Here is a 17,442-nt window from a genome sequence, read left to right on the forward strand (position 1 = left end):
ATGCCCCATGCACCTGATCATTCCCTACGCTGCCAGCCACGCCCTAGCAGGCCCAGAGGCCTTGGCCGATTTGCAGTTGCCCCATTTACAAACCTTGCTGGCAGTTTTGCAGCGCCAGCCTGTGCAGCAAGACAGCGAGGACACGCCACTGCACATGCCGCACGAACGCTTGCACGCCCAAGCTTTGGGCTGGAATGATGGGCTTGCCGCCCTGCCCTGGGCCGCTTGGCAAACCGCGCAAACGGGCACGACACCACAGGCCTGGATGACGCCTTGCCATTGGCAGATCGGCATGGACCAGGTGGTCATGCTGGACCCGACCAGCCTGTTCCTGTCGGACGATGAATCGCAGCAATTGCTGCAGGCCATGCAGCCGTTTTTGCAAGAAGACGGTTTGCAGGTCACCTGGCACAGCGCACTCAAGTGGCATGTTCAGGGTGCGCTGCTGACGGACCTGGCCTGCGCATCGCTCGACCGGGTGATCGGCCAAAACATCAAACGCTGGATCCCCGAGAGTCCCGCCGCACGCCCCTTGCAGCGCCTGCAAAGCGAGATGCAAATGCTGCTCTACAACCACCCGGTGAACAATGCCCGCGATGCACGCCGGCAGATCTCGGTCAACTCCTTCTGGCTGCATGGCGCGGGCACACTGCCGACGGCTGCAGCCCCTGCCCGGCACGTGGCGTTGCCCGAAGCCCTGCGCCACAGCGCCTTGCGCGGCGATGTGCAGGCTTGGCGGCAAGCCTGGCAAGGGCTTGACGCCACCGCCGTGGCCGATTTGCTCACGCACTTCAAAGCCACAGGCCAGGCCACGCTCAGCCTGTGCAGCGAACACGCGGCCCAAACCTATGAGGCCGCCCCCGCCGCCTGGCACCAACGCATCACGCGACTGTTCAACAAGACCACACCTGCAGCGGCACTGGCCGCCCTGATCACCCCATGAATTTGCTCACCCGAGATGTGCCCCCCCGCAGCGCCTGGGCGCTGGAACAAGCGGGCATCCACCCCCTGCTGGCCCGCCTGTACGCCGCCCGTGGCGTGCAATCCAAAGACGAACTCGACGACGCGCTGAACCTGCTGTTGCCCCCGGCAGGCATGTTGGGCACGCAGGCAGCGGCCCAGTTGTTGGCCGACGCCATGGCAGACAACAAGCGCTTGTGCATCGTGGCCGATTACGACTGCGACGGCGCCACCGCCTGCGCCGTGGCGGTGCGCGGCCTGCGCATGCTGGGTGCGCAAAACGTGAGTTATCTGGTGCCCGACCGCGTGGTGGACGGCTATGGCCTGACGCCGCCGATTGCCCAGCGTGTGCATGCGCAAGGTGCCGATGTGCTGATCACGGTGGACAACGGCATCGCCAGCGTGGCGGGCGTGCAAGCGGCGCAAGCCCTGGGCCTGCAGGTGCTGGTGACCGACCACCATTTGCCCGGCAGCGAACTGCCCACGGCAGAAGTCATCGTCAACCCCAACCAGCCCGGCTGCAGCTTCACCAGCAAGTCCATCGCCGGTGTGGGCGTGATGTTTTATGTGCTGCTGGCCCTGCGCGCCGAGCTGCGCCAGCGCGGCGTGTTTGACGCCAGCACCCAGCCGCGCCTGGACGCACTGCTGCCCCTGGTGGCACTGGGCACCGTGGCCGACGTGGTCAAGCTCGACCCCAACAACCGCCGTCTGGTGGCACAAGGTTTGCGCCGCGTGCGGGCGGGCGCCCTGCCGCCCGGCATGGCGGCGCTGATGCGTGCGGCAAGCCGCGAAACCGCCAAGGCCACGACCTTTGACTTCGGCTTTGCCCTGGGCCCACGCATCAACGCCGCAGGCCGCCTGGCCGACATGACGCTGGGCATCGAATGCCTGCTGACCGACGACGCGGGCCGCGCCGACGAGCTGGCCAAGCAGCTGGACGCGATCAACCGCGAACGCCGCGTGATCGAGGGCGACATGCGCGAGATGGCCATGGAGATGGCCGAGTCGCTGTTTGACGAAGGCGACGAGCCGCCGCCGGCCATTTGCGTGTTCGACCCGGATTTTCACGAAGGCGTGGTGGGCATCGTGGCCTCGCGCATCAAGGACAAGCTGCACCGCCCCACCTTTGTGTTCGCGGCCAGCAGCGCGCCGGGCAAGGAGCATGAACTCAAAGGCTCGGGCCGATCCATTGCGGGCTTTCATTTGCGCGATGCGCTCGACCTGGTGGCCAAACGCGCCCCGGGCGTGCTGCTGCGCTTTGGCGGTCATGCCATGGCGGCGGGCTGCACGGTGGCCGAAGAACACCTCGATGTGTTCGAAGAAACGCTCAACCAAGTGGCCATGGAATGGCTGGACGCCGCCACGCTGCAGCGCCGCCTGGAAACCGATGGGCCATTGCCCGCCGAATACCGCCGGGTCGATCTGGTGGACATGCTGCACCACGAAGTCTGGGGCCAAGGCTTTGCGCCGCCCGTTTTTTGCGAAGAGATCGAGATCGTGTCACAGCGCCTGGTGGGCGAGAAACACCTGTCGCTCAAGATGAAGCACCAGGGCCAGCCGGTGGACGGCATCTGGTTTGGTCGCACTGAGCCTTTGCCCTCGAAAGTGAAGCTGGCCTACCGGCTCGATGCCGATGAGTGGCAAGGCCAAAAGCGGGTGCGCTTTCTGGTGGAAGGCGCCGAGGGCTGAAATCAGTCCGCGCTGGAGAGCTTGAACTCCAACGCGTTGAGCACAGGCGCAGAGACCAGGCCCGACACATCACCGCCGAGCTTGGCGATCTCGCGCACCAAAGTGCTGCTGATGTGTTGCACGTTCGCGCTGGTGTGCAAGAACACGGTATCCACAGCGGGCGCCAGGTGGCGGTTCATGCCCGACATCTGGGTTTCGTAGTCGTAGTCGGTCACCGAGCGCAGACCGCGCACGATCACTTGCGCCTTTTGGGCGCGCACAAAGTCCACGATCAAGCCATCAAAAGGCACCGCCTTCACATTGGCGCAATCGTGCAAGGCCGACTGCGCCAGGTGCAGGCGCTCGTCCAGGCTGAACAGGGTTTTCTTGTGGTGCGCAGTGGCCACCGCGATGATGACTTGATCGAACAATTGGGCCGCACGGCGCACCACGTCCTCATGGCCCAGCGTCAGCGGGTCGAAGGTACCGGAGTAAACAGCGATCACGGGGTGTTTCATGGTGGAGTCCTCGGTTCAGTCTGCACAAATTATGCAGTGCGTTTATGCCGTGCGCTGCAGCAAATGGGCGTGCACGGCACCGGCCTTCAGGTGACGCTCCAGCTTCAGACCCCAAACACCGAGCGCCTCGTCGGTCCAGGCCACGGGCGCTTCCAGGTACACCCAGCCGCCCAGCGGCACCGCGGCTGCGGCCGCCTTGAGCGCGGACTCGAACCAGGGGCCGTCAAACGGCGGGTCGATGAACACCAGATCCACGCTGCCTGCGGGCAGGCGTTGCAATGCCGCGATGGCATCGCCGCGCTGCACCTGGACCATGCCCGCCTGCAAGCGCAGCACATGGGCTTGCAAGGCGCTCACCAAGGCGGGGTCTTGCTCCAACATCAACACATGGGCCGCACCACGCGAAGCGGCCTCCAGCCCCAGCGCGCCCGTGCCGGCAAAGGCATCCACGCAGCGCCAGTCGCTCAGGTCTTGACCCAGCCAGTTGAACAAGGTTTCGCGCACGCGGTCGGGCGTGGGGCGCAGCCCGGGTTTGTCGATGACTTTGAGGCGTGTGCGGCGCCATTGGCCACCGATGATACGCACTTCGTGTGCGGCATGGCCTTTGGGCTTGCCTGCTTGGGCTGAAGGGGGCGCGGACGCACGCGCGGCCTGGCGCGGCGCAGGAGAAACTTTGGATGAACGCATGGGGCCAAGTGTAAAGGCCCGCCTGCGGCCCTTGCGGCCCTTGCTTCATGCTGGCACGCGCCAACGACACCCACCAACAAAGAAGCCTGCACAGGTGCAGGCTTCTCGTGGGGTGAAGCGCTGGCCGGACAAACTGTCCGGCTGGCGGGTATCACTTGCCTTGTGTCAGTTTGGCGTCGACCTTGGCAGCAGCTTTGTCGGTCATTTTTTCTGCGGCAGGGGCCACTTTGCTTTCAGCGGGGGCTTGTGCCGCTTTCGCTTCGGCCTTGTGGGCTGCTTTCTTTTCGGCTTTCGCAGCTTTGGCCTGGGCTTTGGCTTCGGCCTTGGCAGCAGGTGCTACGGCGGCTGCGGGTGCAGCAGCTGTCGCAGGCGCGGCGGGGGCTTGGGCGAATGCACCGGCAGCGAAGAAACCGGCGATCAGGGTGGCGAGCAGCTTGTTCATGAGAAGAGTCCTTCTTTCAGTTTTCAGTCCAACACCTTGTTGGACTTGCAACTACAACGCGGCCCGTCTGCGCCCTGATGACCCAAGTGCCGGGCCAGTTGTAACGGCATGTGTGTTGCGTGCGATCCACTCGCGCCGCACGGTGGACTGGATGCACATGACTTGCGTCAAACAAATCGCACACCGCACTTGGCGCAACCGCCCATGCGGCCTACAGTGAAACCATTCACTGAATGGAAAAGTCATGAGCCACAACACATCTGAAGCCCCCATCACCCATTTTTCCAATTGCCATGTGGGCATCTTTGCCCAGCTCGATCGCATGGGCGATTTGCCCGCGCTGCTGGGGCCTGCCGCGCAGGCGCGCAAAATTGCCGAGCAGTCTCTGGCCTTCTTCAGCACAGGCATGTACACCCACCACAGCGAAGAAGAAAAAGACCTGTTCACGGCCGTGCGCGCCAGCGCTCAGGCAGGCGCTGAACGCATGCAGGTGGACGCCCTGATCGAACAACTCACACAGGACCACCGCAGTCTGGAAAAGATTTGGGAATCGCTGGAGCCCAGTTTGCGCAAAGTCGCCAAAGGTCAAGATGCCATGCTGGACGTGAGCGCCCTGCAGGCCATGGTCCAGCGCTACCAGGCCCACGCCAAACTGGAGGAACAAGCCTTCCTGCCGCTGGCGCAAAGCATCCTGGGCCGCAACGACAACCACATGGCGGCGCTGGGCCTGACCTTGCACATGCGCCACGTGCCGCCTTTTGCGGCGCACATCTGAAGACTCAGGGCTGCGCGCCCAGCACCACCGTGACCATGCGCTCGGGTTGCAGCACCCGGGCCATGGCGCGGCGCACATCGTCGGCGCTCACACGCCCGACTTGTGCCGTCCAGGTGTCCAGGTAGTTCAGCGGCAAACGGTTCCACGCGATGTTGGCCACGTTGTCGAGCAGCTTGCGGTTGCTGTCAATGCGCAAGGCAAAGCCACCAATCAGGTTGGCCTTGGCCGCTTGCAACTCGGCTTCGGTGGGGCCGTCCTTGACGAAGGTCTGCACCACCTCTTGCGCCACGGCGATGGCCTGCGCCGCTTGGTCTGGCCTTGTTTGCAGGCCCACCGTGAAGGCCCCCGCATGCAGCCCCGGCGCGAAATAGCTGTACACGCTGTAACTCAGGCCCCGCTTTTCTCGCACCTGCTCGGTCAGGCGTGACACGAAGCCGCCACCGCCCAAAATGTGGTTGCCCACCAGCATGGGGAAAAAGTCCGGATCGTTGCGCTTGTAGCCGGGCTGGCCCATCAGCACATGGGCCTGTGCAGAATCGAAAGGCACGCTCACCGCTTGCGCGGCCTTCAAGGGCTGCACTTCAGCCACTGGCGGCATGTCCTGGCAAGCCGACATGGCCGGCCACAAGGCCAGCAAGCGCTTGACCAGCGCGTCAACTTGGGCGCGCGACAAATCACCCACCACGCTGACCGATGCATTGCAGGTGCGCAATGCTCGCGCGTGCAAGGCTTTCAGGTCAGCGGCCCCGATGCGCGACAAGGATTCGGGCGTGGTTTTGTAGCCATAGGGGTGGCTGCCATAGACGGCCGAGGCATAGCTGTTTTGCACCACCGTGCCAGGCTGCGTCAAAGACTCGCGGATGGCGGCGGACAAACGTTCGCGGTCACGCCCCCATATCGCTTCAGGAAAGGCCGGATGCGCCATTTGACGGGCCGCTAGAGCCACCGCCTTGTCCAGCAAGTCCGGGTAGCTCAGGCTGCGCAGCGAGAAACTCAAACGGTCTGCGCCAGCCCCGGCGCCAAAGCTGGCCCCCAGATCGGCCCAGGCTTCACCCAACTGGTTTTCGTCCATGGCCCGGGCATAGGGGCCTGCGCCTTGGGGATCGGCGCGCAAGCCACTGGCCATTTGCCCGGCCATGACCGAGGCCAAACCCGCCTGCGCGGCCGGATCGCGCCGGCTGCCAGCGTCCAGATCAATCTGCACATCGACCATCGGGATGGCATGGCTTTCCACCAGGTAAACACGGGCTCCGTTGGGCTGGGTCCAGTGCTGGATGGGCAAGGCCGCTTGTGCCCACGTGACCGCCAGCAAGGCAGCGCCCACACACGCTTGATGCAACATGTTCTTGACTTTCATGACCGCCCCTTCAGTGCCGCGCACCGGCAGCGGGCTTGCGTTTGACTTGGCCCGACAGGGGCTGTGGACGCAAAACCGCCACGGTGAGGCTGTCGTCACCAAAATACTTTTGCGCCACCGCCTGCACTTGCGCAGCGGTGACCCGGCGCAGACGCGCCATCAATTGTTCTCCGTGATCGGGCGGCAAGCCCAGCGTCCAGGCCACACCCAGTTCACGGGCTTGGTTGAAGACCGAGTCGAGTTTGTAGATTTCGCTGGCGACCCACTGGGTCTTCACGCGCTGCAGCTCGCTTTCGGCCACGCCTTCTTTGGCCACCTTTTGCACTTGTGCGCGCAAGGCGGCTTCCAGCGCCTCGGTGGTCTGGCCTTTGGCGGGCACACCTTCGAGGTAGAAAAATTGTGGCCCGCGCCCCATCAAGCCGTTGTAAGCGCCCACGCTGTCGGCCAGGCGCTGCTCACCTTGGGTCAAAGCGCGCTCCAGGCGGGCGCCGCTGTAACCGTCCAGCACAGCCGCCAGCACCGTGAGGGCCAGGGCATCGTCGTGCTCGGCAGAAGGCTGCAAACTGGCCAAGCGAGGCACTTTGAAAGCCAGCGCCACATACGACTGCTCGGCCGGGGCCTTGAATTCAAAGCGGCGCAGGCCTTGCTGCGCAGGCTCTTGCTGGGGCTTGCGATCGGCCACGCTGCGCGCGGGGATCGCGCCGTAATATTGGTCGGCCAAGGCTTTGACCTGCACAGGGTCCACATCTCCGGCCACGACCACGACCGCATTGCCGGGCACATACCAGCGGCGGTAAAAATCACGGGCATCTTGCGCCGTCATGGCCTCCAGATCGCTCATCCAGCCCACGATCGGGCGGCGATAGGGCGATGCAGACAAAGCGGTGGCCGCCAGCATTTCGTGCAGCAAGGCCCGGGGGTTGTCTTCGGTGCGCAAGCGGCGCTCTTCCTTGACGACCTCCAGCTCTTTGGCAAATTCCGCATCGGGCCACTGGTTGTTGGCAAAGCGGTCCGACTCCAGACGCATCACCGCCTCCAGCTGGTGCGCAGGGATCTGCTGGAAGTAACCTGTGTAGTCCTTGGAGGTGAACGCGTTTTCACGCCCGCCCAAAGCCGCCACACGCCGCGAAAACTCACCAGCCGCCAAATTGGGCGTGCCTTTGAAGAGCATGTGCTCCAGCACATGGGCCACACCGCTGGTGCCATCCACCTCGTCCATGGAGCCCACCCGCAACCACACCATGTGCACGGCCGTGGGTGCCCGGCGATCGGGCTTGACCCACAAGGTCATGCCATTGGCCAAGGTGTAGGTGTGCACTTGCGCTGCGGGCTTCACCATTGCGGCCTGGGCCGCAGGGGCCTGCGACCAGGTGGTCAAAGGCACACTCCAAAGCACGGCCAGACAAGAAATTCCCAAGAGAAAGTTCGGTTTCATAGAATGCATGATCCTTGAAATCCAGACCATGTTCAGTTTCTTCCGCAAAAAATCCCCGCCAGAGCCGGCGAAATCCTCCCCAACCGCCGAAAACACGGCCAGCGCCAGCACGCCTGCTGCGGTGCCCGCGCCTGAAGCCCCCGCCCGCCAGGGCTGGCTGGACCGCCTGAAAAACGGTCTGCGCAAGACCGGCTCCAACATCGCCACGGTGTTCACGGGCACGCGCATCGACGACGAACTCTACGAAGAGCTCGAAACCGCCTTGCTGATGGCGGACACCGGTGTCAAAGCGACCGAACACCTGTTGCAAGACTTGAAACGCCGCGTCAAGGAAGCCAAGGCCACCGAACCCGCGCAGGTCAAAGGCCTGCTGGCCGAGGCCATCGCCGACTTGCTGCGGGTCTTGCAAAAGCCCCTCGAAATTGGCGCCCACCACCCCACGGTGATCATGGTGGCTGGCGTCAACGGGGCGGGCAAAACCACCTCGATCGGCAAACTCACCAAACACCTGGCCGATGGCGGCCAAAGCGTCTTGCTGGCCGCAGCCGACACCTTCCGTGCAGCAGCGCGTGAACAGTTGGCCGTCTGGGCCGACCGCAACACGGTCGAGATCGTCAGCCAGGAAGGCGGCGACCCAGCGGCCGTGAGCTTTGATGCCGTGACCGCAGGCCGCGCGCGCGGCCGCGATGTGGTGCTGGTGGACACGGCAGGCCGCCTGCCCACCCAGCTGCACCTGATGGAAGAGCTGAAAAAAATCAAGCGTGTGGTGCAAAAGGCCGAGGCCACGGCACCGCACGAGGTGCTGCTGGTGATTGACGGCAACACCGGACAGAACGCCCTGGCCCAAGTGAAAGCTTTTGACGACACACTGGGCCTGACGGGCCTGATCGTGACCAAGCTGGACGGCACGGCCAAGGGCGGTGTGCTGTGCGCCATCGCCCGCGAAAAACCCATCCCGGTGTACTTCATCGGTGTGGGCGAAAAACTGGAAGACCTTGAAACTTTTGACGCCAGCGAATTCGCGCAGGCCTTGCTGAGCTGAAGCCATGACCACCGCCCGGCTGAACTCGCCGGGCCACAAGCTGGCCGCCTTCGCCCGCCACGGCGTTGACCAAGCTGCCGTGCTGGGCCGCGCCCCCTCAGGCCTGCTGATGGCGCACTGATCGCTCTACCTGTTACACCTGCTCACGGCTTCTGTGTTTCAGGTATTAGCACTCACTCTCAGGGAGTGCTAATATGTATGGATTGAAAGGAGTTCTGGTATGACTACTCAAACCATTTCCCCGGCCACCGCGGTGACACTGAGCAATCCATGGGCCGTGGTGCCTTCGCTGGGTCACCTTGACGCGTACATCTCTGCGGTCAACCGCATGCCCATGCTCACCCTTGAGGAAGAGCAAGAAGCCGCCCGCCAACTCAAAGCCAACGACGATTTGGAAGCTGCCCGCAAGCTGGTGCTCTCGCACCTGCGTCTGGTGGTGTCCGTGTCGCGCCAATACCTGGGCTATGGCCTGCCACACGGCGACCTGATCCAGGAAGGCAATGTGGGCCTGATGAAGGCCGTCAAGCGTTTCGACCCAGACCAAGGCGTTCGTCTCGTCAGCTATGCGCTGCACTGGATCAAGGCCGAAATCCACGAGTACATCCTGAAAAACTGGCGCATGGTCAAGGTCGCCACGACCAAGGCCCAGCGCAAGCTGTTTTTCAACCTGCGCTCCATGAAGCAAGGCTTCAAGGCCGAAGCCGAAGAAGGCACGCACCGCGACACCTTAACGCCCGAGCAGGTCGACTCGATGGCGCACAGCCTGAATGTCAAGCGGGAAGAAGTCATCGAGATGGAAATGCGCATGTCCGGCGGCGATGTGCTGCTCGACCCCGCGCCATCCGACGATGGCGAGCAGGCTTTTGGCCCCATTGCGTACTTGGCCGATGGCAGCCACGAACCCACCGCCATGATCGAAGCACACCAGCGCGACGTGATGGCCAGCGATGGCCTGGCTGCTGCGCTGAACGCGCTGGACGAACGCAGCCGCCGCATCGTGGAAGAGCGCTGGCTCAAGGTCAACGACAACGGCTCAGGTGGCATGACGCTGCACGACCTGGCAGCCGAGTACGGCGTGAGTGCCGAGCGCATCCGCCAGATCGAAGTGGCGGCCATGAAGAAGATGAAAAAGGCGCTTGTCGAGTTCGCATAAAACCCGATGACCCTGAATCACCGTACCCGGCCATGGCCGGGTATTTTTTTACATGCCCAGTCAATCTTTTGTCGTTTGCCAAGGCTTGCAGCGTCTGCGCTAAAGTGGCAGCTGTTGAGATGTTTTGGAGATCCCCTGATGCGCTTGCACACCCTGCCCTTTCTTTCCCGCCGTTCCTTGTTGAGCGCTGCGGCCCTGGCCTTCGGTCTGGGCACTGCCGTGGCACAGGCCGCTGGCGAGTGGCCCAGCCAGCCTCTCAAGCTGGTGGTCGGCTTTCCGGCTGGCTCCAGCCCCGATTTGACAGCACGCGCACTGGCCGAACCTTTGGGCAAGGCCTTGGGGCAAACCGTGATCGTTGAAAACAAAGTAGGCGCAGGCGGCAACATCGCTGCCGACTTTGTGGCGAAGTCCACCGATGGGCACACCGTGGGTTTGATGATCAACGGCAACATGACGATTGCCCGCATCCTCAATCCCAAAGTGCCTTACGACCCTTTGAAGGATCTTGCACCGGTGAGCCTGATCGGCACCGCCCCCCTGCTGCTGGCTGCACCGGCCAATGCCTCAGGCAGCACACCCGCCCAATGGCTGGCAGATGCCCGCCAAGCTGGCAACAAGCTGAGCTATGGCTCCCCAGGCGTAGGTACCGTGGCGCATCTGGGCATGGAGTTGCTCAAGGCGCAAACGGGCATTGACCCGGTGCATGTGCCCTACCCTGGTAACCCACAAATCATGAACGCCATGATGGGCGGTCAAATCCAGTTGGCGCTGCTGCCACCCGCCATGGCCCTGACACAGGTGCGCGCCGGCAAGCTGCGCGCCATCGGAACCACCAGCACCGGCCGCAGCACGCTGGCACCCGATGTGAGCAGCCTCGCCGAGATCGGCGTCAAGAATTACCAGCTGGAGATCTGGAACGCCGTGGCTGCGCCAGCGTCAATGCCGTCTGCCGTGCTGAACAAACTGTCGGCGACCGTGAGCGAGATCGTGCGTTCACCCGAGATGCGTGCGCGTTTGTTCCAGCAAGGCTGGCAGGTGGTGGGTTCATCGCCCGAGGGTTTGCGCAACCGCATTCAGGCCGACACCAAGGCACTGGGCGACATCATCGTGCGCCAGAAAATTCAGATCAATTGATCCGATCCGGGGCGCCAGCGCCCCGACAGTCACCTGACGTCACTTGAGCAAGATCTTGACGTCTTCGGCCAAGGCCGCTGCGCCGCTGCCATAACGGTTGTACAAGCGGACCCGACCTTGCGGGTCGAAGGTGAAGCTGCCTGCAGAGTGGTCCATGGTGTAGCTGGTGGGCGTTTTGCCTTCGACCTTCTTGTAGTAAATCTTGAAGTCTTTGGTGACCTTGGGCAATTGCTCCAAGGTTGGACGCAAAGCCACAAAATTCGGATCAAAGTTGGCCATGTAGGCCTTGAGCAGCTCGGCCGTGTCGCGCTCAGGGTCCACCGTGATGAACACGCCTTGCAGCCGCTCACCGTCCTTGCCCAGCAGGCGTTTGACCTCGGCCAGCTCCTGCATGGAGGTCGGACACACATCGGGGCATTGGGTGTAACCAAAAAACACAATCACGGCCTTGCCTGCAAAGTCCTTGAGCGTGCGGACCTGACCATTGTGGTCTGCCAGTTCCCAGCCTTGGGCATAGTCAGCGCCTGTGATGTCCACGCCGCGGAATGCGGGCTTGTCCTGACCGCAACCGCTCAGAGCCAGCACAGCTGTGAGCGCGAATCCGCCGAGCAATTGACGTTTGTTCATGGGTACTCAGAAAAGGTAGTGGTCCACCAAGAGCGCCGCGAACAAGGCGCTGAGGTGAATCAAGGAGAACCGGAAAGTCTTGCGGGCCAATTCGTCAGAATAAGCACGGAACAAGGCCACGGCATACGCGATGAAGCCGATGCTCAAGACCACCGCCACGATCAGGTAGAGCCAGGAACTCATGCCGTACACAAAGGGCATCAGGCATGCGGCCATCAAAACCACCGTGTACAAGAGGATCTGCAAACGTGTGAATTCGTTACCGTGCGTCACGGGCAGCATGGGCAGGCCCGACTTGCGATAGTCCTCGACGCGGTAAAGCGCCAGCGCCCAAAAGTGCGGAGGGGTCCACAAAAAGATGATCAAAAACAAGATCAGCGCTTCCGGGCCCACATCGCCGGTCATGGCGGCCCAGCCCAGCACCGGCGGCATGGCGCCGCTGGCGCCACCGATCACGATGTTTTGCGGCGTGAGCGGTTTCAGGATCACGGTGTAGATGATGGCGTAGCCCACAAAGGTGGCAAAGGTCAGCCACATGGTCAACGGGTTGACCATCAGGTACAAAATGGCCGAGCCCACCGCACACAGGGCAGCAGAAAACAACAAGGCCTGACGGTCGCTCAGCTCGCCTTTGGCGGTGGGACGCCAAGCGGTGCGCTTCATTTTCGCATCGATGGTTTTTTCAACCAGGCAGTTGAAAGCCGCCGCCGCTGCGGCCACCAACCAGATGCCCAGACAAGCCCAAAAACCCAACAACACCTCCGGTAAACGTGGCACGCCAGGCACCGCCAGCACCATGCCGATCAGTGCGCAAAAAACGATCAGTTGAATGACACGGGGTTTGGTCAGCGCGTTGTATTGGCGCCAGACGGAGGGAGAAGCAGTCGCAGCAGTCATGCAGCAGGCCTTGTGTCAAAAGAAGAACGCTCACCTGCGTCGGTGCGCGGTGAACTCACAGAAATATCTGAACGGCTGATGCCCAGCGCCCAGGTCAACACCAACACCAGGGCCGATGCCCCGCCGGTGTGCAACACCGCGGCCACCAAAGGCCAGTCCAACACCACATTGCTCAGGCCCGTGGCCAACTGCAATGCGGACAAAATCAACAAGGCTTGCGCCAAGCGCTGCATGCCTGCAACCCGACGCAGACGCCAGCCCACACTGATGAGCACCGCCAACACAAGCCAAGCTGCACTGCGGTGGATGAAGTGGATGGTGGTCAAAGCCGCAAAAGGCAAGACCTGCCCCTCCACGGTGTGGCCCAGATCGCGCCACAGCGCGAAGCCCTGCCAATTGAGCGAGGGCACCCAAGTGCCGTTGCAAAACGGAAAGCCTGTGCACGCAAGCACCGCGTAGTTGGTGCTCACCCAGCCGCCCAAAGCAATTTGCAGCCAAAGCAAGCAAAAGGCCAGCCACAGCCCACGGCGCAGTGCAGGTGACACCGCAAGGCTTTGCCAACCGTCATACCGCACCGCCTGAGCGGCCAGCAAAGCCAGCAAGCCGATGCCAAACAGCAAATGCAAAGTCACGATGGCAGGAAACAGTTTCATCGTCACTGTCAAGGCACCGAAAGCGCCTTGCAGGCAGACCCACAGCAAAGTGAACGTTGGCCAACCGGGGTTCACGGCTTGCGCTGGGTCTCGACGGCGCTGGCGCCAGGTCATCACCGCCAAGCTCAGGATCAAAACCCCCACACCTGTGGCCAGGTAGCGGTGCACCATCTCGACCCATGCCTTGCCATGCGTGACAGGGCCTGTGGGCATGGCCGATTGCGCCGCCTCGATGTGCAGCTGCGCACCCACCGGCGTGGCACTGCCATAGCATCCTGGCCAATCGGGGCAGCCCAGGCCCGAGTCGGTCAGGCGGGTGAAGGCACCAAACAAGATCAGATCGAAGGTCAGGAACAAGGTCAGCATGGTCAGGGCTTGCAGGCGCCGCCCTGCAGACGCGTGTCGATGGCGCAAAACCCACCACGCCAGGGGCAGCACAGCCAATGCCAGTCCGACACCCATCACTTGCAAGATGGGATTGAGGTTGTACAGGTCCACCGTGCTCATGTGCATCACCGGCCAGCTTTATCCCAGAAGGCTGAGGCACGCATCAAACGGTCCAAATCCTTCTTGGCTTTGGAGGCGCCCGCCACATCCATGTGCGCTGGAAAGCGCATCATGAAATGACCCATGGGGTCGATCACATACAAATGGTCTTCGACCGAACGACCTTCAGCGGGACTCAGCCAAGTTTTCACAACATCTGGCAGTACGCGAAGAACGTGGGCCTGATTCAAGGCGGGCAGCAAAGTAGCGTCCACCGGCGCGTCATCTGTGAGTACCCAGACACGCTCGAGCCTGTCCTTTTCCTTGCCCATGATTTCACGCAATTGCCGCTGAAAATAGAGGTTCTGTTTGCAGGCCTCTGCACAAATTGCCGAACTCACCGAGACCAGCAACCACTGGCCTTTCAAGGTGGACAAAGTGACTTCTTGCCCTTGCAGATTGAGCGCACGAGCGGTCGGCAGGTCAACCTGTGGCGTGATCAACTCGCCGTAATGCCGACGGGCCTCGGGTCGGACCACGTAATAAGTGAAATACGAAGCGATGACAGGCGCAGCACAGGCCAACAAAAGTGCCAGCATTTTCCAGCGGCCTGAATGGGTGCGCTGCGCATCTGCTTGCGCGACATCAGCTGGCAGCGGCAAAGCGTGCACGGTCATGCCCAAAGGTACATCAGACAATTCGTTTTTTTCTACGTGCTTGGACAATTTGAAACCAGACATAAAGTGATGCGATCAGGGCGCAAAGCCCGAACCATTGAAAAGCATATCCTTGGTGTTTTTCCACACCCGACGCCACCACAGGCCAATCACGCGCAAGCCCTTCGGAAGCTGTGCCAGTTTGGATCAGTGTGAAATTTTTCAGATCCAAACCAGTTTGCTGTCGAAAAGCGCCAAAGTCTAGATTTTGCCGTATGGCACCGGCTTCCACCCCGCCGAAATCGTACAGCCGTGACGGCCAAGGGGCCAATATCCCAGTGACTTCGACCATCCCCTCGGGCGTCTGCGTCAAAGGCAGTGCTTGTCTGTCATTGAAATCCCGTGGTGCCCAACCACGCTGCACCAGAACGACAGTGTCTGCTGAATCGAGCTGCATCGGCGTCATGACGTAAAAGCCAGCACGCCCGTTCATCTGTCGGTTTTCCAGGTACACCGTGTGCGCTTTGAGCCATCGTCCCCTGAGCACCATTGGTCGGTGCATCAGAGCGTTCAACTCTGTGGGCGAGATGGATGCGGAGAGACTGCGTCCATCGAGTACCGTCATGGCGCCGCGCTCGTCTTTGGCGGCCTGCAGCGCCAACTTTTCGGACCCACGGCCGACTTGCCACATGCCCAAGGAAAAGGTCAAAGCCATACCCAATGCGGCAGCCGCAAAAATCAAAATGCTTTGGAAAGCCGGTCGGGACAGAGTCATCGGATAATGCTGCTCATGAAAATACTGGTTGCACTCGCTTTTTTGGCCATCTTGGCCAGCCTCGTTTCCGCCCTGCTTTACATGATGCGCAGTGGCACCCCGCGACAAGAGGGGGAGCCAGCGCGCAAGGGCAGCATGGCCACCGCTTTGGCACTGAGGGTCGGCTTGTCGATTGTGCTCTTTATCTGCGTCTTGATTTCCTGGAAGATGGGCTGGATTCAACCCACAGGCATTCCTGCTGGCGCCTGATCCATTGAGGACTCAGCAACAAAAAAGCGCCCTGGGGCGCTTTTTTGTTGAGGCTGGAAGGCCTTACATCCAATAAACCAGGATGTACAGACCCAACCAGACCACGTCCACGAAGTGCCAATACCAAGCAGCGCCCTCGAAACCGAAGTGACGCTCAGGCGTGAAGTGGCCTTTTTGCAAACGCAAGGTGATGAACAAGAGCATCAACATGCCCACGAACACGTGGAAACCGTGGAAACCGGTCAACATGTAGAAGGTGGAGCCGTAAATGCCCGAGGACAACTTCAAATTCATGTCATTCCAGGCATGTGCGTACTCGTAGCCCTGGACAAACAGGAAAACAATACCCAGCAGCACAGTCATCCACATGAACTTGATGGTTTTACTGCGTTCACCATGTTGCATGGCATGGTGAGCAATGGTCAAGGTCACGCCTGAGGTCAGCAGCAAAGCCGTGTTGATGGTGGGCAGCCAAAACGGGCCCATCGTTTGGAAGGGCTCGACAATGCCCGCAGGAGAAGTGGTCGCACCTGCAACCATGCTTGGCCAAACCGCTTTGAAGTCTGGCCAGAGCAATGCGTTTTCAAGGCTGCCCAATGCAGGCACCGAGTGGGAACGAGCCCACCACAAAGCGGTGAAAAACGCACCGAAGAACATCACTTCAGAGAAGATGAACCAGGTCATGCTCCAGCGGTAAGACAAGTCGATCTTGCGACCGTATTGACCACCTTCGCTTTCAGCGATGGATTCTTTGAACCATTGGTACAAAACCGTCAACCACCAAATCAGGCCGAAAAACAGCGCATACATGCCCCAGCCTGAGCCGTTGATCCATTGGCCTGCGCCCAAGATCACGAAGAACAAACCAATGGCCGCCATCACCGGGTGACGCGACTCATGGGGTACGAAGTAATAAGGCGTAGTGCCGTGTGCTGTGGAACTCATACTGACTCCTGCTCTCTTTTCTAAATCGAATCTTGGGGTTTAAAGACCCGTGGGTTGAACCACGACCCAATTGACCAGGGCAACGAGCCCCAGCACAAACAACAAAGCGGCTGCAATGCCCACACCTAGGATGTGGAAGGGATTGAGCTTTTCAATGTCTTTTTGGTACTCCGCGTTTTTGCGGACACCGATGAATGACCACAACACGGCCTGCACCGTGCGGATCAAAGAGCCTTGGCGCTGTTCACTCATGAACCGGCTCCTGGCTGTTTGTTCACCACTGCGGCAACTGGTGCTGCAGGCGTCTTGCCGCCGACTTCAAAGAAGGTGTAGGACAACGTGATCGTGGTCACGTCTTTGGACAACTTGGGGTCGATCACGAAAGCCACAGGCCAACGTTTCTTTTCCCCGGGCTCGAGGGTGTACTGGTTGAAACAAAAACACTCGAGCTTGTTGAAATGGCTGGCCGCTTGATTCGGTGCATAGCTGGGAATGGCTTGAGCCGCCATGCGGCGATTCTGGACATTCTGGAATTCATACATCACGGTGTTGAGCTCACCCGGGTGCACCTGGATCGAGCGCTTTTCCGGCTTGAAATCCCAAGGACCCCGTGCATTCGCATCAAATTCGACCGTGATGGTGCGGCTCAAATCAACTTGTGTGTTGGCTGGTAATTTGACCTGCGAGCCTGCTGTGCCATTTCCAGGCACCATGCGCTCGGAAAGGGACAGGATGTTGATCCCGGTCATCTCACAAATGTGCTTGTAAATCGGAATCAGTGCGTAGCCGAAGCAGAACATGCCAGCGGTCACAACCACCAGCTTGCCCACCATCTTCAGGTTTTCACTGCGCAAGTTCATCAGATCAACTCAGCGTTGCAACAAGACCAGCTTGGCCACAAAACCGACCAGGATGGCCAATGCCACCGTGGCCAAAATCAGGCCCAAGCGCACATTGCTTTTCTTTTGTTCAGGTGTCATGGC

The 17,442-nt window shown here is 61.0% G+C and carries 21 protein-coding genes; 7 read left to right on the forward strand and 14 right to left on the reverse strand.

All coding sequences use genetic code 11. The features are described from left to right. Nucleotides 1-7 precede the first annotated feature (7 nt). Nucleotides 8-943: a hypothetical protein gene (locus Q1W40_RS07880; RefSeq protein ID WP_300710745.1), complete on the forward strand. Its 936-nt coding sequence runs from the start codon at nucleotides 8-10 to the stop codon at nucleotides 941-943. Next, a complete protein-coding gene (gene recJ / locus Q1W40_RS07885) occupies nucleotides 940-2,649 on the forward strand; it encodes a single-stranded-DNA-specific exonuclease RecJ (protein ID WP_300710747.1) in 1,710 nt (569 codons plus the stop codon). The genes Q1W40_RS07880 and recJ overlap by 4 nt, the downstream gene beginning before the upstream one ends. 2 nt (nucleotides 2,650-2,651) lie before the next feature. Here recJ and coaD read toward each other — a convergent pair whose 3' ends face one another. The 3 genes from coaD to Q1W40_RS07900 all read right to left on the reverse strand — a co-directional run bounded on the left by coaD (nucleotide 2,652) and on the right by Q1W40_RS07900 (nucleotide 4,275). Next, nucleotides 2,652-3,146, reverse strand: a complete 495-nt coding sequence (gene coaD, locus Q1W40_RS07890) for a pantetheine-phosphate adenylyltransferase (protein WP_300710749.1) — start codon at nucleotides 3,144-3,146, stop codon at nucleotides 2,652-2,654. 42 nt (nucleotides 3,147-3,188) lie between these two features. Next, the gene (gene rsmD / locus Q1W40_RS07895) at nucleotides 3,189-3,833 is read right to left on the reverse strand and encodes a 16S rRNA (guanine(966)-N(2))-methyltransferase RsmD (RefSeq protein ID WP_300710751.1); all 645 of its coding nucleotides are present in this window, start codon (nucleotides 3,831-3,833) and stop codon (nucleotides 3,189-3,191) included. A 151-nt stretch (nucleotides 3,834-3,984) separates the two neighbouring features. Continuing rightward, nucleotides 3,985-4,275, reverse strand: coding sequence for a hypothetical protein (locus Q1W40_RS07900; RefSeq protein ID WP_300710753.1), 291 nt, complete (start codon nucleotides 4,273-4,275; stop codon nucleotides 3,985-3,987). 244 nt (nucleotides 4,276-4,519) lie between these two features. On the opposite strand from Q1W40_RS07900, the gene Q1W40_RS07905 reads away from it, so the two are divergent. After that, nucleotides 4,520-5,050, forward strand: coding sequence for a hemerythrin domain-containing protein (locus Q1W40_RS07905; protein ID WP_300710755.1), 531 nt, complete (start codon nucleotides 4,520-4,522; stop codon nucleotides 5,048-5,050). A 4-nt stretch (nucleotides 5,051-5,054) separates the two neighbouring features. Here Q1W40_RS07905 and Q1W40_RS07910 read toward each other — a convergent pair whose 3' ends face one another. Together Q1W40_RS07910 and Q1W40_RS07915 are read right to left on the reverse strand one after the other, a co-directional pair. Further along, complete coding sequence (locus Q1W40_RS07910; protein ID WP_300710973.1) at nucleotides 5,055-6,392, reverse strand: pitrilysin family protein; 1,338 nt, start codon at nucleotides 6,390-6,392, stop codon at nucleotides 5,055-5,057. A gap of 25 nt (nucleotides 6,393-6,417) precedes the next feature. Continuing rightward, a complete protein-coding gene (locus tag Q1W40_RS07915) occupies nucleotides 6,418-7,842 on the reverse strand; it encodes a pitrilysin family protein (RefSeq protein WP_300710757.1) in 1,425 nt (474 codons plus the stop codon). A 28-nt stretch (nucleotides 7,843-7,870) separates the two neighbouring features. Between Q1W40_RS07915 and ftsY the strand changes: the two genes are divergently transcribed. The 3 genes from ftsY (at nucleotide 7,871) to Q1W40_RS07930 (ending at nucleotide 11,171) form a co-directional block, all read left to right on the forward strand. Then, the gene (gene ftsY, locus Q1W40_RS07920; RefSeq protein ID WP_300710759.1) at nucleotides 7,871-8,884 is read left to right on the forward strand and encodes a signal recognition particle-docking protein FtsY; all 1,014 of its coding nucleotides are present in this window, start codon (nucleotides 7,871-7,873) and stop codon (nucleotides 8,882-8,884) included. 220 nt (nucleotides 8,885-9,104) lie between these two features. After that, complete coding sequence (gene rpoH / locus Q1W40_RS07925; RefSeq protein WP_108325745.1) at nucleotides 9,105-10,037, forward strand: RNA polymerase sigma factor RpoH; 933 nt, start codon at nucleotides 9,105-9,107, stop codon at nucleotides 10,035-10,037. 138 nt (nucleotides 10,038-10,175) lie between these two features. Further along, nucleotides 10,176-11,171: a tripartite tricarboxylate transporter substrate-binding protein gene (locus Q1W40_RS07930; protein WP_300710762.1), complete on the forward strand. Its 996-nt coding sequence runs from the start codon at nucleotides 10,176-10,178 to the stop codon at nucleotides 11,169-11,171. Nucleotides 11,172-11,210: 39 nt separating this feature from the next. On the opposite strand, the gene Q1W40_RS07935 is transcribed toward Q1W40_RS07930, so the two are convergent. From Q1W40_RS07935 to Q1W40_RS07955, 5 genes are read right to left on the reverse strand one after another with little or no spacing between them, the layout of a single operon-like run. Further along, nucleotides 11,211-11,798, reverse strand: coding sequence for an SCO family protein (locus tag Q1W40_RS07935; protein ID WP_108325740.1), 588 nt, complete (start codon nucleotides 11,796-11,798; stop codon nucleotides 11,211-11,213). A 6-nt stretch (nucleotides 11,799-11,804) separates the two neighbouring features. Then, a complete protein-coding gene (gene cyoE / locus Q1W40_RS07940) occupies nucleotides 11,805-12,695 on the reverse strand; it encodes a heme o synthase (protein ID WP_108325737.1) in 891 nt (296 codons plus the stop codon). After that, the gene (locus tag Q1W40_RS07945; protein ID WP_300710768.1) at nucleotides 12,692-13,855 is read right to left on the reverse strand and encodes a COX15/CtaA family protein; all 1,164 of its coding nucleotides are present in this window, start codon (nucleotides 13,853-13,855) and stop codon (nucleotides 12,692-12,694) included. Before Q1W40_RS07945 ends, cyoE begins: the two co-directional genes overlap by 4 nt. A gap of 5 nt (nucleotides 13,856-13,860) precedes the next feature. Further along, nucleotides 13,861-14,574, reverse strand: a complete 714-nt coding sequence (locus Q1W40_RS07950; protein ID WP_300710770.1) for a hypothetical protein — start codon at nucleotides 14,572-14,574, stop codon at nucleotides 13,861-13,863. Next, complete coding sequence (locus Q1W40_RS07955; protein ID WP_300710772.1) at nucleotides 14,525-15,265, reverse strand: SURF1 family protein; 741 nt, start codon at nucleotides 15,263-15,265, stop codon at nucleotides 14,525-14,527. Before Q1W40_RS07955 ends, Q1W40_RS07950 begins: the two co-directional genes overlap by 50 nt. A gap of 15 nt (nucleotides 15,266-15,280) precedes the next feature. On the opposite strand from Q1W40_RS07955, the gene Q1W40_RS07960 reads away from it, so the two are divergent. Then, nucleotides 15,281-15,514, forward strand: coding sequence for a twin transmembrane helix small protein (locus tag Q1W40_RS07960; RefSeq protein WP_300710774.1), 234 nt, complete (start codon nucleotides 15,281-15,283; stop codon nucleotides 15,512-15,514). A gap of 63 nt (nucleotides 15,515-15,577) precedes the next feature. Here Q1W40_RS07960 and Q1W40_RS07965 read toward each other — a convergent pair whose 3' ends face one another. Genes Q1W40_RS07965 through Q1W40_RS07980 form a run of 4 tightly spaced genes read right to left on the reverse strand, consistent with a single transcriptional unit; the run spans nucleotide 15,578 to nucleotide 17,439 of the window. Further along, nucleotides 15,578-16,459: a cytochrome c oxidase subunit 3 gene (locus Q1W40_RS07965; protein WP_300710776.1), complete on the reverse strand. Its 882-nt coding sequence runs from the start codon at nucleotides 16,457-16,459 to the stop codon at nucleotides 15,578-15,580. A gap of 39 nt (nucleotides 16,460-16,498) precedes the next feature. Continuing rightward, a complete protein-coding gene (locus Q1W40_RS07970; RefSeq protein ID WP_300710778.1) occupies nucleotides 16,499-16,711 on the reverse strand; it encodes a DUF2970 domain-containing protein in 213 nt (70 codons plus the stop codon). Beyond that, complete coding sequence (locus Q1W40_RS07975; protein WP_300710780.1) at nucleotides 16,708-17,319, reverse strand: cytochrome c oxidase assembly protein; 612 nt, start codon at nucleotides 17,317-17,319, stop codon at nucleotides 16,708-16,710. The genes Q1W40_RS07970 and Q1W40_RS07975 overlap by 4 nt, the downstream gene beginning before the upstream one ends. 9 nt (nucleotides 17,320-17,328) lie before the next feature. Continuing rightward, on the reverse strand, nucleotides 17,329-17,439 hold the full coding sequence (locus Q1W40_RS07980; protein WP_233250119.1) for a cytochrome oxidase small assembly protein: 111 nt from the start codon (nucleotides 17,437-17,439) through the stop codon (nucleotides 17,329-17,331). Nucleotides 17,440-17,442 lie beyond the last annotated feature (3 nt).

The organism is Limnohabitans sp., from assembly GCF_030158565.1.
Taxonomy (GTDB): domain Bacteria; phylum Pseudomonadota; class Gammaproteobacteria; order Burkholderiales; family Burkholderiaceae_C; genus Limnohabitans_A.